The organism is Limnothrix sp. FACHB-406 (assembly GCF_014698235.1).
GTDB lineage: Bacteria > Cyanobacteriota > Cyanobacteriia > CACIAM-69d > CACIAM-69d > CACIAM-69d.
On record NZ_JACJSP010000006.1, the window covers coordinates 159,797 to 176,865 of the forward strand.

Annotated in this window: 10 protein-coding genes; 7 read left to right on the forward strand and 3 right to left on the reverse strand. The window is 56.8% G+C overall.

Translation table 11 applies throughout. The features are described 5' to 3' along the window. Window positions 1-274: 274 nt before the first annotated feature. Window positions 275-1,126: a fatty acid desaturase gene (locus H6G53_RS08500; RefSeq protein ID WP_099532315.1), complete on the reverse strand. Its 852-nt coding sequence runs from the start codon at window positions 1,124-1,126 to the stop codon at window positions 275-277. Window positions 1,127-1,396: 270 nt separating this feature from the next. Next, complete coding sequence (gene psbA / locus H6G53_RS08505) at window positions 1,397-2,524, reverse strand: photosystem II q(b) protein (RefSeq protein ID WP_190531998.1); 1,128 nt, start codon at window positions 2,522-2,524, stop codon at window positions 1,397-1,399. 495 nt (window positions 2,525-3,019) lie between these two features. Here psbA and cbiT point away from each other — a divergent pair, with 495 nt between their 5' ends. From cbiT to recF, 5 genes are all read left to right on the forward strand, one after another. Further along, window positions 3,020-3,625, forward strand: a complete 606-nt coding sequence (cbiT, locus tag H6G53_RS08510) for a precorrin-6Y C5,15-methyltransferase subunit CbiT (protein ID WP_190355268.1) — start codon at window positions 3,020-3,022, stop codon at window positions 3,623-3,625. Between the two features lie 123 nt (window positions 3,626-3,748). Further along, on the forward strand, window positions 3,749-5,554 hold the full coding sequence (locus H6G53_RS08515; RefSeq protein ID WP_190532000.1) for a glycoside hydrolase family 10 protein: 1,806 nt from the start codon (window positions 3,749-3,751) through the stop codon (window positions 5,552-5,554). A gap of 1,073 nt (window positions 5,555-6,627) precedes the next feature. After that, entirely contained in the window at window positions 6,628-7,242 is a 615-nt protein-coding gene (locus tag H6G53_RS08520; protein ID WP_190532002.1) for a GNAT family N-acetyltransferase, read from the forward strand. A gap of 9 nt (window positions 7,243-7,251) precedes the next feature. Further along, the gene (locus tag H6G53_RS08525) at window positions 7,252-7,776 is read left to right on the forward strand and encodes a hypothetical protein (RefSeq protein WP_199291502.1); all 525 of its coding nucleotides are present in this window, start codon (window positions 7,252-7,254) and stop codon (window positions 7,774-7,776) included. Between the two features lie 176 nt (window positions 7,777-7,952). Continuing rightward, window positions 7,953-9,107 (forward strand): DNA replication/repair protein RecF, encoded by a 1,155-nt coding sequence (recF, locus tag H6G53_RS08530; RefSeq protein WP_190355308.1) that lies wholly within the window; start codon window positions 7,953-7,955, stop codon window positions 9,105-9,107. A 94-nt stretch (window positions 9,108-9,201) separates the two neighbouring features. Here recF and H6G53_RS08535 read toward each other — a convergent pair whose 3' ends face one another. Next, window positions 9,202-9,663 (reverse strand): single-stranded DNA-binding protein, encoded by a 462-nt coding sequence (locus H6G53_RS08535; RefSeq protein WP_190355271.1) that lies wholly within the window; start codon window positions 9,661-9,663, stop codon window positions 9,202-9,204. A 766-nt stretch (window positions 9,664-10,429) separates the two neighbouring features. On the opposite strand from H6G53_RS08535, the gene H6G53_RS08540 reads away from it, so the two are divergent. Beyond that, window positions 10,430-15,694 carry a hypothetical protein gene (locus H6G53_RS08540; protein WP_190532004.1) on the forward strand — a complete coding sequence of 1,755 codons (5,265 nt, stop codon included), beginning with the start codon at window positions 10,430-10,432 and terminating at the stop codon, window positions 15,692-15,694. Next, window positions 15,691-17,043: a hypothetical protein gene (locus H6G53_RS08545; RefSeq protein ID WP_190532006.1), complete on the forward strand. Its 1,353-nt coding sequence runs from the start codon at window positions 15,691-15,693 to the stop codon at window positions 17,041-17,043. The genes H6G53_RS08540 and H6G53_RS08545 overlap by 4 nt, the downstream gene beginning before the upstream one ends. Window positions 17,044-17,069 lie beyond the last annotated feature (26 nt).

Below are 17,069 nucleotides of genomic sequence, written 5' to 3' on the forward strand. Positions count from 1 at the left end.
CAATAATGGTTAATGGTCGGGTCTATCAAGTCGATCGATCAATTTGTGGGTTTTAAGGTTTATCTTTTAAGCTTTATTTTTAAGGTTTACAGTCTTTACCTAAAATAATTGGCACGCCATATCGCAAATGCCATGAAGCAACAATTCAGTGGGCATTGCCCACCCTACGGGCTAACGAAGACAAGGGGCTTAAGCCCCTTGTTCCGATGATTTTCAATTCAATTTTTTCGGTTATTGAATCACGGATCCTATTTCAAGCTTCCGGATCAAAGGCCTATGATTCCAGTAACTCCGGCGGCTGATGAATATTGCGCGCCAAGCCCAAAATAGACAGCACCCAAATCGCCCACCAGGTCATATCAATTTCCCACCAACGCCAACCACATTTCGCCACATGGGGGTAGGCATGGTGATTGTTATGCCAACCTTCGCCATAGGTCAAAATGGCCGCCCACCAGAGATTGCGGGTGGTGTCTTCAGTCGCAAAGGGACGATAGCCCCCGTACAAATGGGTTACGGAATTGATGAACCAGGTGGAATGCCAAAGCAAAACGGCTCGCAGGAAAATGCCGTAAATCACAAAAGACCAACCACCCCAGAAATACAACCCGATCGCGATCGGGAGTTGCAGCCACAGGAAGTTTTGATTTAACCACCGATAAACGGGGTCGCGGGCCAAATCCGGCGCGTAGCGTTGGTATTGATCGTATTCAAAAAACTCCGGCCGCGGATACAACATCCAGAGCATATGGCTCCACCAAAAGCCGCGCCGAGAGGAATAGGGATCCTTGTCTTCATCTTCGGTGAAAGCGTGGTGCAATCGGTGACCCGCAACCCAAAAGATTGGCCCCCCTTGCAGCGCCATGGAGCCAATTAAGGCAATCAAATATTCTAGGGGTTTGGGCACTTGGAAACTGCGATGGCTGAGGAGGCGGTGAAAGCCGAGACAGATGCCAATGCTGCCAAATAGCCAGTGCAACAGGAGGCAAACTCCCAGTGCTGACCAAGAGAAAAACCAAGGAGCAGAGAGGGCAACAAGATGAAAGACAGCAAAGAAGCCCACGGCCCACAGGTTTAATTGAACCGGTGGACGATCGGTTGATAGCTGTTTCCAAATAACGGTCATGAACACAACTCCTCAAGAGCCACAAATAAACCGGTGATTTCGGCTAGGGTGGTTTGGCCGAACAAAAAGGGGAGGTGCGATCGCGCAGTCTCCCCCATTCAATGAGTGCTGAGAATGACGAATCCGAGAAGTTAACCTGAGAAGTTAATCTGTTGCGCTTCTACGGGGTAACGAATTCATGCCAACCATGACATTGATTCATCATTTCCATCAGCCTCAAGACCAATTTCGACACCACAAACTTTCAGTTAGCCTGTCACAAACTTTCAGTTAGCCTGCGATTGCGGGAGCTGTCAGGTTAGCGGGTTGAAAGTCCGCTTGAAAGTCCGATTGCAAGGCCGAAACGGGTTGAAAGTCCGCCGAACTTGCCAAATCTAAAGGAAACTGGTGTGCGTTCCGTTCGTGCATCACTTCGATGCCCAAGTTGGCTCGATTCAGCACATCAGCCCAGGTGTTAATCGGGTGTCCTTGGCTATCCAAAATGGAGTTATTGAAATTAAATCCATTCAGGTTAAAAGACATGGTGGAAACGCCCAAGGCGGCGAACCAAATGCCAATCACGGGCCAAGCGGCTAAGAAGAAGTGCAACGAACGGGAATTGTTGAAGCTGGCATATTGAAAAATCAACCGGCCAAAGTAACCGTGGGCTGCCACGATGTTGTAGGTTTCCGTTTCTTGGCCGAACTTGTAGCCATGATTAGGCGATTCGTTCATGTTGGTTTCCCGTACCAAGGAAGAGGTCACCAACGAGCCATGCATGGCGGAAAACAGTGCGCCCCCAAAAACACCAGCCACGCCCAACATATGGAAGGGGTGCATCAGGATGTTGTGTTCCGGCGAGAACACAATCATGAAGTTGAAAGTGCCAGAAATGCCGAGCATCATGCCATCGGAAAAGCTACCTTGCCCGATCGGGTAAATCAACAAAACAGCGGTGGCAGCAGCGACGGGAGCCGAAAAGGCCACGGGAATCCAAGGACGCATTCCCAATCGGTAGCTCAGTTCCCATTGGCGACCCAGGTAGCTGTAGATCGCAATCAGGAAGTGGAAAACGATCAGCTCGTAGGGGCCACCGTTGTAGAGCCATTCATCCAATGAGGCGGCTTCCCAAATGGGGTAAAAGTGCAACCCGATCGCAGCGGATGGGGGAATCACGGTGGCGGAAATCAGATTGTTGCCATAGAGCAGGGAACCGGCAACGGGTTCGCGGATGCCGTCAATGTCTACGGGCGGCGCGGCAATGAATGCCAGGATAAAGACGATCGCGGCGGTCAGCATGGTGGGGATCATCAACACGCCAAACCAGCCCACATACAAGCGGTTTTCGGTGCTGGTGATCCAGTTACAAAACCGATCCCAGCGACTAGGCGCGGGAGTCGATCGCAAAGATAGGGTCATGGATGATTACCTCTGTCAAACCTTGGTTAAGGTTGGTATTCTGGGGACTCAGAAAGCCCACCAGACTTGGGGTTATGGCTACTGGAGGCCGGGTAAGCAGGAATTAAATGGGGGCACAGGGGCGATCGAACAAGTCGAAAGCGATTCCCTATGCCCCTATGGGACTAGCACTCCAGTGACGGGCAATGCCTTAGATTCAGAGAGCTAATGCTTTGAGCAACCCGCAAGCGATCGCCCAGTCAGCCTTCAGCCTTTGATTCCGGGCATTGCCCATTGAGATGGGACGCTCAATCTCCCAGGAATTGAGTGACCCCAGCCCGAACCTGTATTCGTTTTATAACTATAAAGCGATTGAAGAATCAAGCATCATCCAATCAACTAATGAAACCAATCTTGATTAATCAGAATTATTAATTTATAAATCAGCCCATTCCGGGGCGATCGGCCAGTCGATCGAAACCCCAGTTCTCGAAACCTTGATATCGTTGAATTTTTATGACCACACCTCTTTGGCCCTACGTCACACCCGGCATTCCCGATGATTTGTTTGAGCGGTTGCCGGGCATTCCGATGACCAAACGCGAAACCCGGCTGGCGATTTTGTCCATGTTGCGGTTGTCGGCCAATTCCGTGCTGTGGGATATCGGCGCAGGAACGGGGACGATTTCGGTGGAAGCCGCTTTGATGATCCCGCAAGGGCGAGTGGTGGCGATCGAGCGAGATTCCGATGTGGTGCAACTAATTCGGACTAACTGCGATCGCTTTGGGGTCAAGAATGTGCGGGTGGTGGAAGGCAGCGCGCCGGACTGTTTTGGCCTGCTGAAGCAACCGCCCGATCGGGTCTGCATCGGTGGTGGGCGGCCCCTGAAGGACTTGTTGGAAACGGCGTGGGAGCGGCTGCCTTTGGGGGGGCGCGTGGTGGCCCTGTCTACCAGCCTGGAGGGTCTATACGCCCTTTCGGAAGCCCTGGCGGAGGTGCAAGCGTTGAACATTGAGGTGGTGCAAGCGGCGGGCAATCGCTTGGAGCGGCGGGCCAATAGCCAGGTTTTGGCGGCGATCGACCCGCTGTTCATTCTCTGTGGCGAGAAGGGTGAAGGTTAGGGGGATAGGCGGAGATTTTTAGGCAATCTATGCCGGCCTCGTCAGAAATGGTTCGTATTGCGCTATATCCTTGGGCATTTCCGTCCCTGCGGTGAACATGCGATCGAACGGGCAGCAAACACCATGACACGATCCCCAGCGCCCCTATCCGGCGTTTTGGCCAAATCCCAAGCCTTAGCCAAGCCAGTCAACCAGCCATTCAACCAGCGATTAACCCAGTTATTCAGCAAGCCATTCCACAAGCCATTCACCAAGCCGTTAGGGTTGGGCAGGCTATTGCCGGGCACATTACTCTCGGGCACATTACTCTCGGGCGCGATCGGGGCGGGGCCCCTGGCGCTGGGGGCGATCGCAGCTCCCACCGATGGCGGCGATCATTGGTCGCGAAGCTGTTTGGCAGCTTTGGCCGAGCGGCGATGGTTACCCCTGAACAGCGCTGGGCAATTTCAGCCCGATGAGCCAGCCACCCCGGAAGATTTGGCGCGGCTGCTGAATCAGGCTGTCCCAGAAGGCCCCCCGATCGCCCGCACCGGCAAGGACAACGAACCCCTGCGCCGCGATCGAGCAATTGCCATGATCATGACCCGCTTGGGCTGGACGGATAACGCGGCTGACCCTCGGGCCGGAACCCTGTTGCGCCAAACCTTTGAAGATGGTGAACGGGTGGAATTTCCAGTGCGACCGGCCGTGGCCGCCGCCGTCCGGGCCGGCAAGGTGGTGAGCTATCCCAACCCCCGTCGCTTGGAACCGGAGCGATCGGTCACCCGAGGAGAGGCCGCCGCTTTCCTCTGCCAAGCCCTGAATGATCGGTTGGAAACCCCCGCCACCGATGCCTTCACGCCCTTCGTGGCCCGGCCGCCGGAAACACGCGGCGCTTGGTTAACCAACATTGACAGCGATATCTTGTTCGATCGCGATCGCCTGCGTCAGGCCCTTGAAAACCTGAAAGCCGCCAACTTCAACACCGTTTACATCACCGTTTGGAACGGTGGCTACACCCTCTACCCCAGCGACGTGGCCGAACGGGCCAGCGGCCAACGCATTGACCCCCACCCTGGTCTGCAAGGGCGAGACATCCTCGCCGAGGCGATCGCTGAAGGTCGTCGTTTAGGTTTGGCCGTTGTGCCCTGGTTGGAATTTGGGTTAATGGCTCCGGCCAACTCCGAGTTAGCTCGGCGGAATCCAGGTTGGATTGCCCAGCGCCGTGACGGTTCCAACCGGTTTCAGTACGGACGCGATACAAGGGTTTGGCTGAATCCTGGCCACCCGGATGTGCAGAAATTCATGACCGATTTGGTGGATGAGCTGGCCGCTCGCTACCCGGTGGACGGCATTCAATTTGATGACCATTTCGCCTATCCGGTGGAGTTGGGCTATGACCCCACCACCTTGGCCCAATACGCCCTGGAGCGAGATGGCCAAACCCCGCCGGATTTAGCCACAGATCCAGACTGGATGCGCTGGCGATCGGGTCGGCTAACGCAATTGATGGGGCAAATTCAACAAACCCTCAAGGCCAAGCGATCGACGGCGATCATGTCCCTTTCGCCCAATCCCCAACCCTTTGCCTACAGCACTTCCTTGCAATCTTGGTCAGACTGGGTGGGGCGCGGCTGGATTGATGAACTGATTGTGCAAATTTACCGGGAAGATCCGGCCCTCTTTGAGGCGGAACTGCTCGATCGGGATTTACAAATTGCCAGTTACAAAATTCCCGTCAGCGTCGGCATTCTCACGGGGCTGAAGGTCAAGCCCATGCCAATCGATCGCGTGGCCACCCAAGTGCAACTGGTGCGCCAAAAGCAACTGGCCGGCGTGTCCTTCTTTTTCTATGAAAGCCTCTGGAATTTGACCTCTGAGAACCGAGAGCGCCGCCAACAAACCATCCGCCGACTCTTTTTCAATCCCGCCTTCCGCTCCAATCGCTAATCCTTGCCCAAGCGCGGCCGATCGATGGGCTGCATCAGCCCCTTCAGCAACCAGCCCCATTGCGTCCTGTGGGGATTGGTTGCTGCCAAAATCCGTCTCCACCCCTCCGAAAACCTGACTTCTCCCTTTAGCAAAAGTGATGGATAAGCAAACTAATTTTGTCGATCTTATTTAAAGATTGCTTGAAGATTGGAGAGATAGATTGAGTTTTTATGGATTTCGCCAAATAATGGATGAATCGTAATTTAACGACAACCCAAGAATCAACTCAAGATGGGTTGTATGGGTGCTGTGAGGATAGTGCGCGGCACAATTCAAGAAAGTCTGTCAGGAAGCTGTGGCCATACCCATTGGTCAACGTTTGGGGTCTAAATTAGGCTGAAGTTTGGATGGTGTTTTTTCTAAATCCAACTTTGTCCTTGTTGCTTCATAATCGCAACAAAGCCTGAATTGATCAAATTCAGGTTAAATCCCATACTTGGCCGATTGTTGCGGTCTTCTTTCTAAGCACCTAATTGCAGACTGAATTGAGGCGATCGCTCCTCTTTTTTGCAGATCTCGAATTTCCCAGATCTCCATGTGTCAATCAATACCCGATCGCCTCGGATCAGATCCTGATTTGATTCTGGGCTGGTCAGGATATGATCGAACGCAAGCTTTGCTCTTTTCCTAAAAAGACAATTTAAAAACCCCCTTAGAAACCACCGGACTGTTGGTTCTAGGCGGAGATAAATGAGTTCTAGGAGATTGCCAATGTGGCATTGGGGCAATGAAATTTCATGGGATTGACATCGACAGGGACGTGATTGCTAGGTGGGCAAAATTTAGTTAGCCTTCCCGCAATTTTCCCTATCGATTGTTATCAACCATGGTGTTGAGTGTTGATCGATCGCTAGGTGACCAGACACCCCATCCCCCAAAGACCCCCAAAAGAGTCCCCATCGGGGGCCTCAAACGCACCCCAGAAAATGCCCGAGACTGAGGAGGCTAATCAACAGTCGGCACAGGTGTGAAGATGGTTAGCATCAAGGCAGTTCGCTGCTGTTGATGGGTGGTTGGTGTTCCTAAAGATTGTGGCCCCGTTGCTCATGCTGATTCCCCAAAACCTGGTTCGATCGAGTTACCCATGCACTGACCTGCCTTTGCAAATCCGACCGGCGGAGTTTCGAGACTTAGCCGAGTTAGCCGATTTGTTGGCGGACAGCTTTCACCGACGACAAGGCTGGTGGCGTTGGCTGTTCCCCCTGTTGCGGGCTGGCATCTACGAAGATTTGCGAACGCGACTGCAATCCCAGCGCGATCGCTGTCTGTGTTTGGTGGCTTTCACGGCCCCCACGGCGGCGACGGGTCGGGTTCAGCATCCTGAGCTGATCGGCACGATCGAGATTGCAGCACGCTCCAATCTGCCTTGGCGATTGAACCAACATCACTATCCCTACATTTCCAATCTGGCGGTACGCACCGACTATCGTCGGCGGGGAGTTGCACTCCAACTCCTGTCCGCTTGCGAAGAAGTGGCACGTCACTGGGATAGTTCCGCCCTGTATCTTCATGTCCTGGCCGATAATTGTGCGGCGAGGCGGTTATACGATCGAGCTGGCTTTGTCCCCAGCGGGCGATCGGGCGGTGGTTCTCGACCCAGTTGGCAACGTTCCACACGTCTGTTGTTGCAAAAGCCATTGGGGTAAGCTACGACCGTGATTCGCCTCTCTCTCTCTCCCGATCGTTTTTCTACCGCCGCCCATCGAGACCCGTCCCACGTCGCCTCTGTGTTTCAGCTTGACCCGCCGCCCCTCGACCCGATCAACCCCGAATCGCCCCTCGGCCGTGTTCTGAGTGGTCAGGTTTGGATTGTCAACAATCGCCGCCGCAACGGCTTGTTGTTGATCAAAGAGTTCTATGCCGAATTTGCGGGGCCCGGGGCAGCGGTGGGCGGTCTGGTGGATCAAGACTGTCAGGCGGTGATTCCGTTGGGAGATTTTGAGCTGTTGCTGCCCAAGTCTTTAAAGGAGCAGGAAACAGGCTATCGAATTCGGTTGCAATGGCTGAAGTTGGTGGAACGATTCACGGCGCGGGGCGATGCCAAGCAGCGGGCCCGCAAACTGCTGGATCAGTTTGAAGAATTTTTCGATCGCTCAGATATTGACAAGTTACCGGATCAAGTCCTAGCGGCGGCCGTTGGTGTATTGCCCCACGTGATTCGTGCGGCCCGCCACAAGTGATCCTAGAAGATATCTAAGCATCTTCTAATGAGCGCCCATTGGAGTATTCGTTAGCAGCATAAGCTTCAGTCCCCCGAACGAACGGGTTTGCACCGGCACAACGAATTTGCGGTGCTTGGGAGAGGACGTTTGGTGTTTTGATGGTTGGGTTCTTTTCGATCGCCCCGGTCGCCGTCGTGTATCTCCAGCGTCTGCATCTGCGCCAGTTTCGGAACTATGCCGAGCAGTGGGTTGAATTTGTTGCACCCAAGACGATCCTGGTGGGGGACAATGCCCAGGGCAAATCCAACCTCTTGGAGGCGGTGGAGCTGCTGGCCACCCTGCGATCGCACCGCACCAGCCGCGATGGAGATTTGGTGCGATCGGCCCAAGACTGCGCCCAAATTACCGGTTGGATCGATCGAGCAGCGGGGCCCCTGGAACTGAGCTTGAGCCTGCGACGGGTGGGCAGACGCACCCTGGTACGGAGCGGCGAAACCCTGCGGCGGCAACTCGACGGACTGGGATCCCTGAATGCGGTGGAATTTTCCAGTCTTGATCTGGACTTGGTGCGGGGCGGGCCGGAACAGCGCCGCCGTTGGTTAGATGGCTTGGTGATGCAACTGGAGCCAATCTATGCGCACCTGTTACGCCAATACGAGCGAGTGTTGCGCCAACGGAATGCCCTGTTGCGGGATTGGGCCAAGCAACGCCGCCAGGGTCAGGCCTTGAGCGATCGGGCGGCAGAGCTGGCCGTTTGGGATGCGCAATTGGCGGCCACGGGAACCCGGCTAATTCGACGGCGGGCCAGGGCGATCGCCCGGTTAGCCCCCTTGGCCAGTCGTTGGCATGGGGCCATTAGCGGCCGCGTGGAAACCCTGACGTTGACCTACGCGCCGAATGTGGCGATCGCGCCGGATGTGTGGCAATTGCCGGCCCTGGAAGAAGCGCGGGCCATTGAAGCCACCTTGCTGGCCCAAATGCGCGATCGGGGGGAAATTGAGCAATACCAAGGCACATCCCTGGTGGGCCCCCACCGGGATGAAGTGACCCTGGCGGTGGATGATGCCCCGGCTAAACAGTACGGCTCCCAAGGGCAACAACGCACGTTAGTTTTGGCGCTGAAGCTGGCGGAACTTTGCGCGATCGAGGCCGTGGTGGGGGAACCGCCGCTGTTGCTGTTGGATGACGTGTTGGCGGAACTGGACTTAGCCCGCCAAAACCAATTATTGGGGGCGATCGCCGATCGGTTTCAAACGATTGTCACCACCACGCACCTGGGAGCCTTTGATGCTCGCTGGCTGGATTCGGCCCAGGTGCTGACGGTGCGATCGGGCGAGATCGTAGCCTGACGGCCTGATTCAAGGAGTTTCAGTTCGGAAGTTTGAACCTTTGAATTCGGCTAAATTCAACTAAATTTGACTGAATTTAACTGAATTCAACTCGTTAAAACGGAATTTCATCATAATCCAGCTCATCACTTGGAGCCGGAGCCGGGGTCGGAGCCGGGGCCGGACGAGGCGGCACGGTGGCAGCCGGCGGCGGCGCCGATCGATAGCTGGCATTGGTGGGCGGGGCCACGGGCGCGGCCATGGCTGAGCTGGCCAGCGATCCCAAGCTGTGAACACGGCCCACCCGCAACTCGGCCCGTTTTTCCTTAAATCCTTCGGGACGATCGATCGTGGTCATGGTGAGTCGGCCTTCCAAAATCACCCGATCGCCCTGATGGCAAGACTGCTGAATTTCATTGGCCAAATTGCCAAACCCCACCGCCTTAATCGTCGCGGACGGATCTTCAGGGCGCTGCCCCGGAAATTGCACCAACATCTCCGCGATCGCCAAGTTATCCGGCGTGTAGCGCAGTTCGGGATCCTTCACCACCTCTGCCATCAACACACAGCTATTCATGACGCGATCGCCTCCAAAATTACGAACATTAATCAATATCTAACCTTACGCCTAACCTTTAGACCCAGCACTTTCTCTCTCCCTCATGCCAAGCCTTGGTCTCTAGTTTCAAGGCCCTCGCCGCCAAAAGCAAATGGTTGGGGTGATCAGGACGAATTACAGCCCACCGGAATCGCCACCCCATCAGAATTGCATGAGAGACCCAGTTAGAGGTTAGGATTGGCCGCCGATCGGCCCCCGGCCAGTTGTTAAAGATAGTTAAAAAATCGCAAAACCACCAGCAAAGTAGGCGTGAATTGAGCGCAAGGACAACCGCGCCTGGCGGTGACCATGCCCTTCTTTGGGGCCATCGTGATTCTCTGGCCCTCTTTGGGGTTAATCAACGGTCTATCTCCCCTTCAAGCGACCCAGCGCGATCGCTCGTCAATGGGCAGGGTGATCGCACCCGCGCCCAGGGATATTGAACAAGACCCAAAAGGGACAAAGCCAGCGGCTGACCGGCGCGTTGGTTGATGTCTGGGGTTGTAGCTGTTAGAACGTAAGGGTTAATCAACGGTGATTGAGCGGATGAAGCTGACTTCGCCGCAATAAAGCAGGAAGCCTCCTGATTGCCGCATTTGCTGGCGAGTCGCAGCCATGATTTAGAGAAGCCGTAACGAAAAGAAGCAGGAACCCGACTCGCGAGGCTCGGGAATCGCCGCCCATCAGGGGTGGAGAAGATGTCAACAGCGCTGTAACCAAAACGTTTGGGTAAGGGTTTGTCGTCGTGACGCTCGATCAAGACTTGGAAATTAAAAGCCTTTTGGCCGACCTAGACGCGGCTCTTGCTGCGGCTGGTAACGATACAACGCAGGTTCAAGCGCCCCGAGCCTTAATCGAGCAGGTGCGAAGTCGTTTAACCCAATTGGCGACTCCGACCACGGATGCCGGTGAGGTAGCGATCGATGAGGCCCTGTGGGTTCAGCAGTCTTGGGATGCGCTCGCGCCGGACTTGCAAACGGAACCACCGGCCACCACCACCGTGCAAGCCTTGGCCCAAGGACTGTTGCGATCGATGCAGCAGGAGATTGACCAACTGCGCCAAGGGGCGATCGCCCCAATCCAGTCAGATTTGGAGTCTCTGCGTCAACAGCGCCAAATTCTGAGCGAAGAAATTGCCCAACTGGAAAATCAGCGCCAGTATTACCAATCCCTGGCCCAGCAGCAGGCGAACCAAGAGCAGATCATCGGCGACTTTTTGCAACAAGTGCGCGATCGCCTGCAAACCAGCATCACCGACCAAGTTTCGCAGCTCGTGGCTCGTAAGGAAGCGGCCCCTAGCTCCCAAGACCTCACGGAACTGGACAGCTCCGCCAGCAGCATTCTGGAGCATTTGCAAACAACCCTCAACGCCATCACCAGCACCCTGCAATCCAATTCGCAGCGCTACGAAGAGGCCCTGAATGCGGCCCTGGAGCGGATGCATGTGCTGGGCGAAGAAAGTGAAGCGGTGCTTGATCACTGGCTCAGTCGTTTGGCTTCGGCCCTGGGCCGCGATTTGCCGGCCGACGAAGCCGCGATCGAGGGACGTTCCGAGGCGACCAACGCGGCCGACGAACGTTCATCGGCAATCGCCACCAGTTTGGCCCTGTCGGCCCTGGGAGGTGGGGCGATCGCGGCCACGGCTGCGGCCACCGCAGACCCCGCCGACGCTACGGAAGCAGCACCCCTCGATTTGGATCTGAACTATGACTTACCCACCGATGACGCATCGGATTGGGCGGGGAGTTCGGGTTTCGGTGAACCTGAGGCCGCTGAACAGGGGAGTGAGCTGACAACGGCCGAGGCTGGTCAAGCACCGGATGCGCTGGATTTGGATCTAGACCTGGCGATCGATTCCACAGTCCATGACCCCACGGCAGATCTGAGCACGATCGCCCCGATCGAGGATCTTCCCAATTCGGAAGCTGATTTCAGGGCTGAACTGGATCCGTTGCTGGCTCCCGATCAAGACAACAGCGCCGCCACGGACGATCTCGGGGCCATTGATGATCAAGCCATTGCCGATCAGGCCGTTGATGATCAGACCATTGGCGACATTGACTTTGATGCCCTGGATCTGCCGCCCTTGACAACAGAATCGATCGCGGCGGGAGATTCAGCAATCGAACTGAACGAGGCGATCGCCACCGAAGCGCCCGCACCAACCGACAGCGACGATCTAGACACCAGCGATCCCACCTGGATTGGCTCCGAGGAAGATATTTTTTCGGATGTGGATGCCATCTTCCGGTTTGATGACCCCGTGGAGCCGGAAACCACCGCCCCGGGTGATTCAGCCTCAGATGATGCCGACCCAGGCGATTGGGATCCTCTAGCCGCCGTGACAGGGGCCACCGTGGCCGGCGTTGGCCTGCTGGGCGTGGCCGCTTCAGCGGAAGCGGCCCTCCCGCCCGCAGACCTGCCGATCGCCCTCGATGCGATCGCTCCGCCCCCCTCTCTGGATTACGGCGCAGAGCCGGATCTCAGCGACAGCCCCCCCTTGCCCGATGGCCAATCCCCGGCGGACATCATCGACGCGGTGGATGCTACCAGCGAGGTCACCAATTTGGATCTGCCTTGGCAAGCAGAATCCACCGCCACGGCAGATTTGAGCAGCTTTAGCGGCGGTGGGGGTTCGTTCACCACGGCTGACGGTTTGGATCTGGATGAGCCAAGCCCGGCGCTGGGGTTAGACCTCCCTTCAGACCTCTCTTCAGAGGTGAATTTTGAGGCGATCGGGGAGCCAACTGCTGCACCGGAGGCGATCGAAGCGGCCGCCGCCAGTGAATTTAGCCCCCTCGCAGGGCTTGAGAATTGGTCGGTGGAGCCGGATTTGGAAGCGGTCGCCCCCGCCGATAGCGTTTTGCCGGAGCCTTGGCTGGACTCGGAACTCACGGGTGATGCAGACCTGGCCGAGGACGTGAGCCAGTGGGATCAGATTGCGGTGGAAGCCCCGGATGCGGGTAGCTCGCCCCTTGAGCCGACCGATGCTTGGGATTTGGGGAATGAAGTTCCATCCCTGGAACCCGATGCCGAAGATTCCGCCCCCTCCGAGCCTGACCCCAGTGCTGGGCTGGATCTTGGTCTTGAGCTGGATTCGGAACCGGAGTTACCGCCGCTGGCCGCTGAGTTGGCTTCCGAGTCGGAAGATTTGGGCGGTGATTTGCGGGCGGAGCTGGCCGCTTGGCAGCAACCCAGTGATGCTGGGGTCAGTGATGATCTGGAGTCGATCGCCCCGTCCATCGAAGATTCCTTCTGGCAAGTGGAGGAAGAGGAACAGCCGATTGAAAGCTCGATCGCTCCCAGTGATTTGGAATTGCCAACGCCGGAAGCTATTGCCACCTTTGATCCGCCCAATCAGTTTGACCAATCCCTTGAGCAACCCCCTGAGGAATCTTTTGAGGAATCTTTTGATCAACTGCCTGAACCGTTGCTCGATCAGCCCGAGGATGATCTGTTCGCGCAGGATCTTGACCCAGGCATTGACCCAGCGATCGACCCAGCGATCGAACTAGAGCCAGAGTTGATGTCTGCCTTCGACGGCACACCCGACACCAGCTTGGTGGCAGAAGAAACGCCCGGGTTTGAAGGATCCTGGTCAGATGAGCCTTCCGATCTGCTGGCGGCGGAATCGGCGGCCCCAGCAGATCTCCTGGGAGGCGCGGCGGATGATGACCTTGGCCTTGACCTCGCGCTAGATGTGGCCAGTGATAGCGACCTCGGAGCGATCGACCTATCCGGCAATGTTGAATCGCTGCCCTTGGGCTTAGGGGCTGACCCGGACGCGGGCGACTTGGCAGACTTGGGAGTCGCTGATCTGGGAGCGATCGAACTGGAGGGCGATGGGGCGAGTGATCTGGGTGGTGATCTGAATGATCTGAATAATGATTTGGATTTGGACTTGGCCACTGATCTGGCTGACGACCCAGGTTCGGATCTGGAAGCGGCCTTGGGCACAGACTTGGGCGCGGATCTCGATCAATCCACTCCGGCCGATGAACTCAACACCCCAGGTTTCGAGAACCTGGAATTCTTGGCCGCCCCCATCGGTAGCCTGTTGCCCCCCGACCAGGGACAACCGATCGGCGAAACCGAAGAGGCAGTAACGTTTGATTTCTGGGACGGCGAAACGAACCAGCCAGCCCCGGAACCCGAGTTGGCATCCGACGGGGCGATCGAGCCGGGCCTCGAAGGGTCGGATTTAGGCGATTTGGCATTACCGGAAGATTTGGTCTTGCCGGAAGACGGTTCCGGGTCTGATCTTGGCGCAGACTTTGGCGATGATCTGCTGCCGGGTTTGGATTTGCCGGTGGATGAGGCGATCGAGGAACCCAATGATTTCACAACTGACGCGGCCATCGGTTCCGCGATTGATTTGACCTCAGAGGCAACCGATTTTGCGATCGCCAGCTCCGGGGATACAGCCCTTGAGGCCCTGGAAACCCCAGATCTGGACTGGTCTTCCGATCCTCTGGACTCGTCGGAAGCCTCATTGCCGAACGAATTTGCAGAGGCATTCCCAGCCGAGTCGGCTGCTGTGGGCGACTTGGGTTTGGATCTGTCTTTGCCCGCCGATGAACAAACCCAGAGCGATCCCTTCGATGCCGGTTTAGAGGCGATCGCAGGGTTGCGCGACGACCTGAGTTTCGGTGACATCAGCAGCGCCTTTGGCAATGCTCTAGATTCCAAGGTCACAGCGGAGTTATCGGAACTGGAAACCGACGCAGCCCTAAATCTCCCTGAGCAAGTGGATTGGGAAGCGGCCTTGGCGGAACCGGCTGTTGAGCAGGATTTGACCGCCGAGGCCTTGGCCACAGACGACTTGGCCACAGAGGCGGCGACCACTGACGCATGGACTGATCTAGGCAACGCCAACGATCCAAGCATCAGCGCTCCTGTGGAGTTAGGTCAATTCATGACTGACGCATGGACTGACTTAGACAACGCCAGCGATTCCAATGCCGATGAACCAGAGGAGTCCAGTGATCTTGCCGCCTATTTCGTGGAGTTCAGCGATCAACCGTCAACGGCCGCTGAAGCCGAAGATCAACCGACATCCCTGGAGTCCCTAGACTTGGGCGATGACCTGGATTCCCCGATCGAGGATTTGGGCGACGATCCCGGGACGGCATTCGGCATCGAGGGACTGAGCGATGAGGTGGGGGATGATTTGGGCTTAGAGCCAAACTTCAGCGCTGACTTCAACCCGGGTCTAGGGGCCGATTTGGGATCCACTGAGTTCAACCCTTTGGCGGACTTGGAGACCAATCTGGAAACCGCTGCGGATCCTGATTTGTTGGCGGCGGTTGGTGAAGCCAATGACGATCCGCTGCTGGAGTTTGCCAATGACTCAGGCTTGGAACTGCCGGAACTTGCCGCTGAGGATGAATCGGACTTCGCTACCGATCTGGATCTCGGCGCGGATCTCAACCTGGCCGCAGAAGCCAGCGCAGATGATTTTGATTGGGCCGCAGATTCCACGCCCCCGATCGTCCCGGAAGCTGACACTGCACCGCTGGAGATGGATAACCTGCTGTTGGAGATGGGGGAGGCCACGGATGATGGGGCGATCGCCCCTTCCCTTCTAGATTTCAATGCTGAAGCTGAGGATCTCGACTTTGGCGACGGGGCCACAGCCAACGCGGAGCCGCTGGCCGGTTTGGATCCGCTGGATTTGGATCTACCTTCCTTTGATGAGGCCATGGGTGAGCCGCTGTCGCTGGATGATGTGACGGCGAATCCCTTGGAAATCAGCAGCCTGGATCAAGCCCTTGACATGGGAATGGCGGCCTTTGAGCTGCCCAATGCGCCAACGGATGGATCTTTGGATCCGATCGCCCTGGATCTGACCGGTGGGACTGATTTTGACCCAACGGCGCTGGATGCGGCCTTGACGGAATTTGGTGAATCATCGGTTTCCCCCTTGGGCGAACTGGATCCAGAGCTGGATGCGCTGCTGGCGGAATCCCTGCTGGCGGATACTGACCTGGACGAAACCAAGAAGGAATGAGCCGATCGACCGATGGGCGCTGGTGTTTGGGCCTCAGCTTAGGAGACGGCCTCTGGGCAGTGGCCCTGCGCGATCGCCAGTCCGATCGGGTTGGGTTGCTCGGTCAAGTCCAAGTCAGTGGCGCAACCTTCGTTCAACCCTGGAGTTCGTTGGATGGGCAGTCACCGGAATCTGGCGGATCTCGGTTGCTGTTGGATGCAGGTTTGCCCTACCGCAATCCCCAAACGGGCCAAGCGCATCCCCTGGTCACCTGGGCCGGTGAATTGCGACCCTTGCCACAATTGCTGGAGACACTAGCCGAGTCCCTGGCAAGGTTGCGGGATCCGGCGATCGCTTGGGTCACCGCCACCGGAAAGCCTGTGCCAAGCCAGGTGCTGCGATCGGTTGAGGACGTGGTAGTGGGCTATCCCGTCCCCTCCGGAGAAGCCTTCCGGTTCAACAGCCGAGAACTGGTGCTGAAGGCTGGCTTGGTCACCCATGGTCAACGGGTGATGACGGTGGCCGAAGGATTGGGGGCGGCCCTGGGTTGGGATGGGCTGCAAGGTTGGGGCTGCTGCTGGGTGATTGATCTGGCGCTGCCGGGCCCTTTGCCCCTGACCCCATCGCCCACCCCAGCCCCCTTAACCCAAGCTCACCTAACCCAAATCACCTTGCTCGATCGGGACTTTGGCCGACAACTGGGCCAAACCCACGGCTTAACTGGTCCATGGCATGGTTGGCCCCAATGGATTGAGACCCTAAATTCAGCCCTCAATCATTTGGCGGCCCAATCGGGCATTGCTCCCCAAAAGGTAGAACGGATTTTGTTGCGTGGCGCGATCGCCCAAGCTCCCCAATCGAGTGACCCCACCGGGGCCCTTCAGGATTACCTGCGTCAAAAATGCCCCAGCGCCACCCTCCATTGGGAACCCTCCTCCCAACCGCTCGGACGATTGGCCATGGGGTTGAGTCGGATGGTGGACTGTCCGCCCTGGGATGAGGCCAAGCCCTATGATGACTACTTTCTGTTTGCGGCCCTGTTGCGCCATTTGACCCCGGAACCTCAACCGCTCGATCGACTCTTGGAAGCCTTGGCGCAAGATGGCATCCACGGCCGCACCTGCCGTCGATCGATTCAACAACTGCTGGCGGGGGAAATTCCGCCCGGTCTGTTACCCCATCCATGCTGGGCCCCCAACTCCCTGGCGGATCCGGACTATCAAGCGCTGGCGGCCCAATCACCATTTCAATGCTTGGCTAGCGGGTGGTATGCTCTCGATGCTTCGGCCGGAACCCGTTGGCGACGCTATTTAGGCCTGGTGTGGGGGCGATCGAGCACGGCAGCTTTGGAACCGATCGGGGCGATCTAGGGCCACTTGATCACACACCAATCTTC

What these genes read in the sequence shown, in the direction of transcription:
- H6G53_RS08500 (WP_099532315.1), bottom strand. Translation starts at nt 1,126, where the DNA reads ATGACCGTTATTTGGAAACAGCTATCAACCGATCGTCCACCGGTTCAA.
- psbA (WP_190531998.1), bottom strand. Translation starts at nt 2,524, where the DNA reads ATGACCCTATCTTTGCGATCGACTCCCGCGCCTAGTCGCTGGGATCGG.
- cbiT (WP_190355268.1), top strand. Translation starts at nt 3,020, where the DNA reads ATGACCACACCTCTTTGGCCCTACGTCACACCCGGCATTCCCGATGAT.
- H6G53_RS08515 (WP_190532000.1), top strand. Translation starts at nt 3,749, where the DNA reads ATGACACGATCCCCAGCGCCCCTATCCGGCGTTTTGGCCAAATCCCAA.
- H6G53_RS08535 (WP_190355271.1), bottom strand. Translation starts at nt 9,663, where the DNA reads ATGAATAGCTGTGTGTTGATGGCAGAGGTGGTGAAGGATCCCGAACTG.
- H6G53_RS08545 (WP_190532006.1), top strand. Translation starts at nt 15,691, where the DNA reads ATGAGCCGATCGACCGATGGGCGCTGGTGTTTGGGCCTCAGCTTAGGA.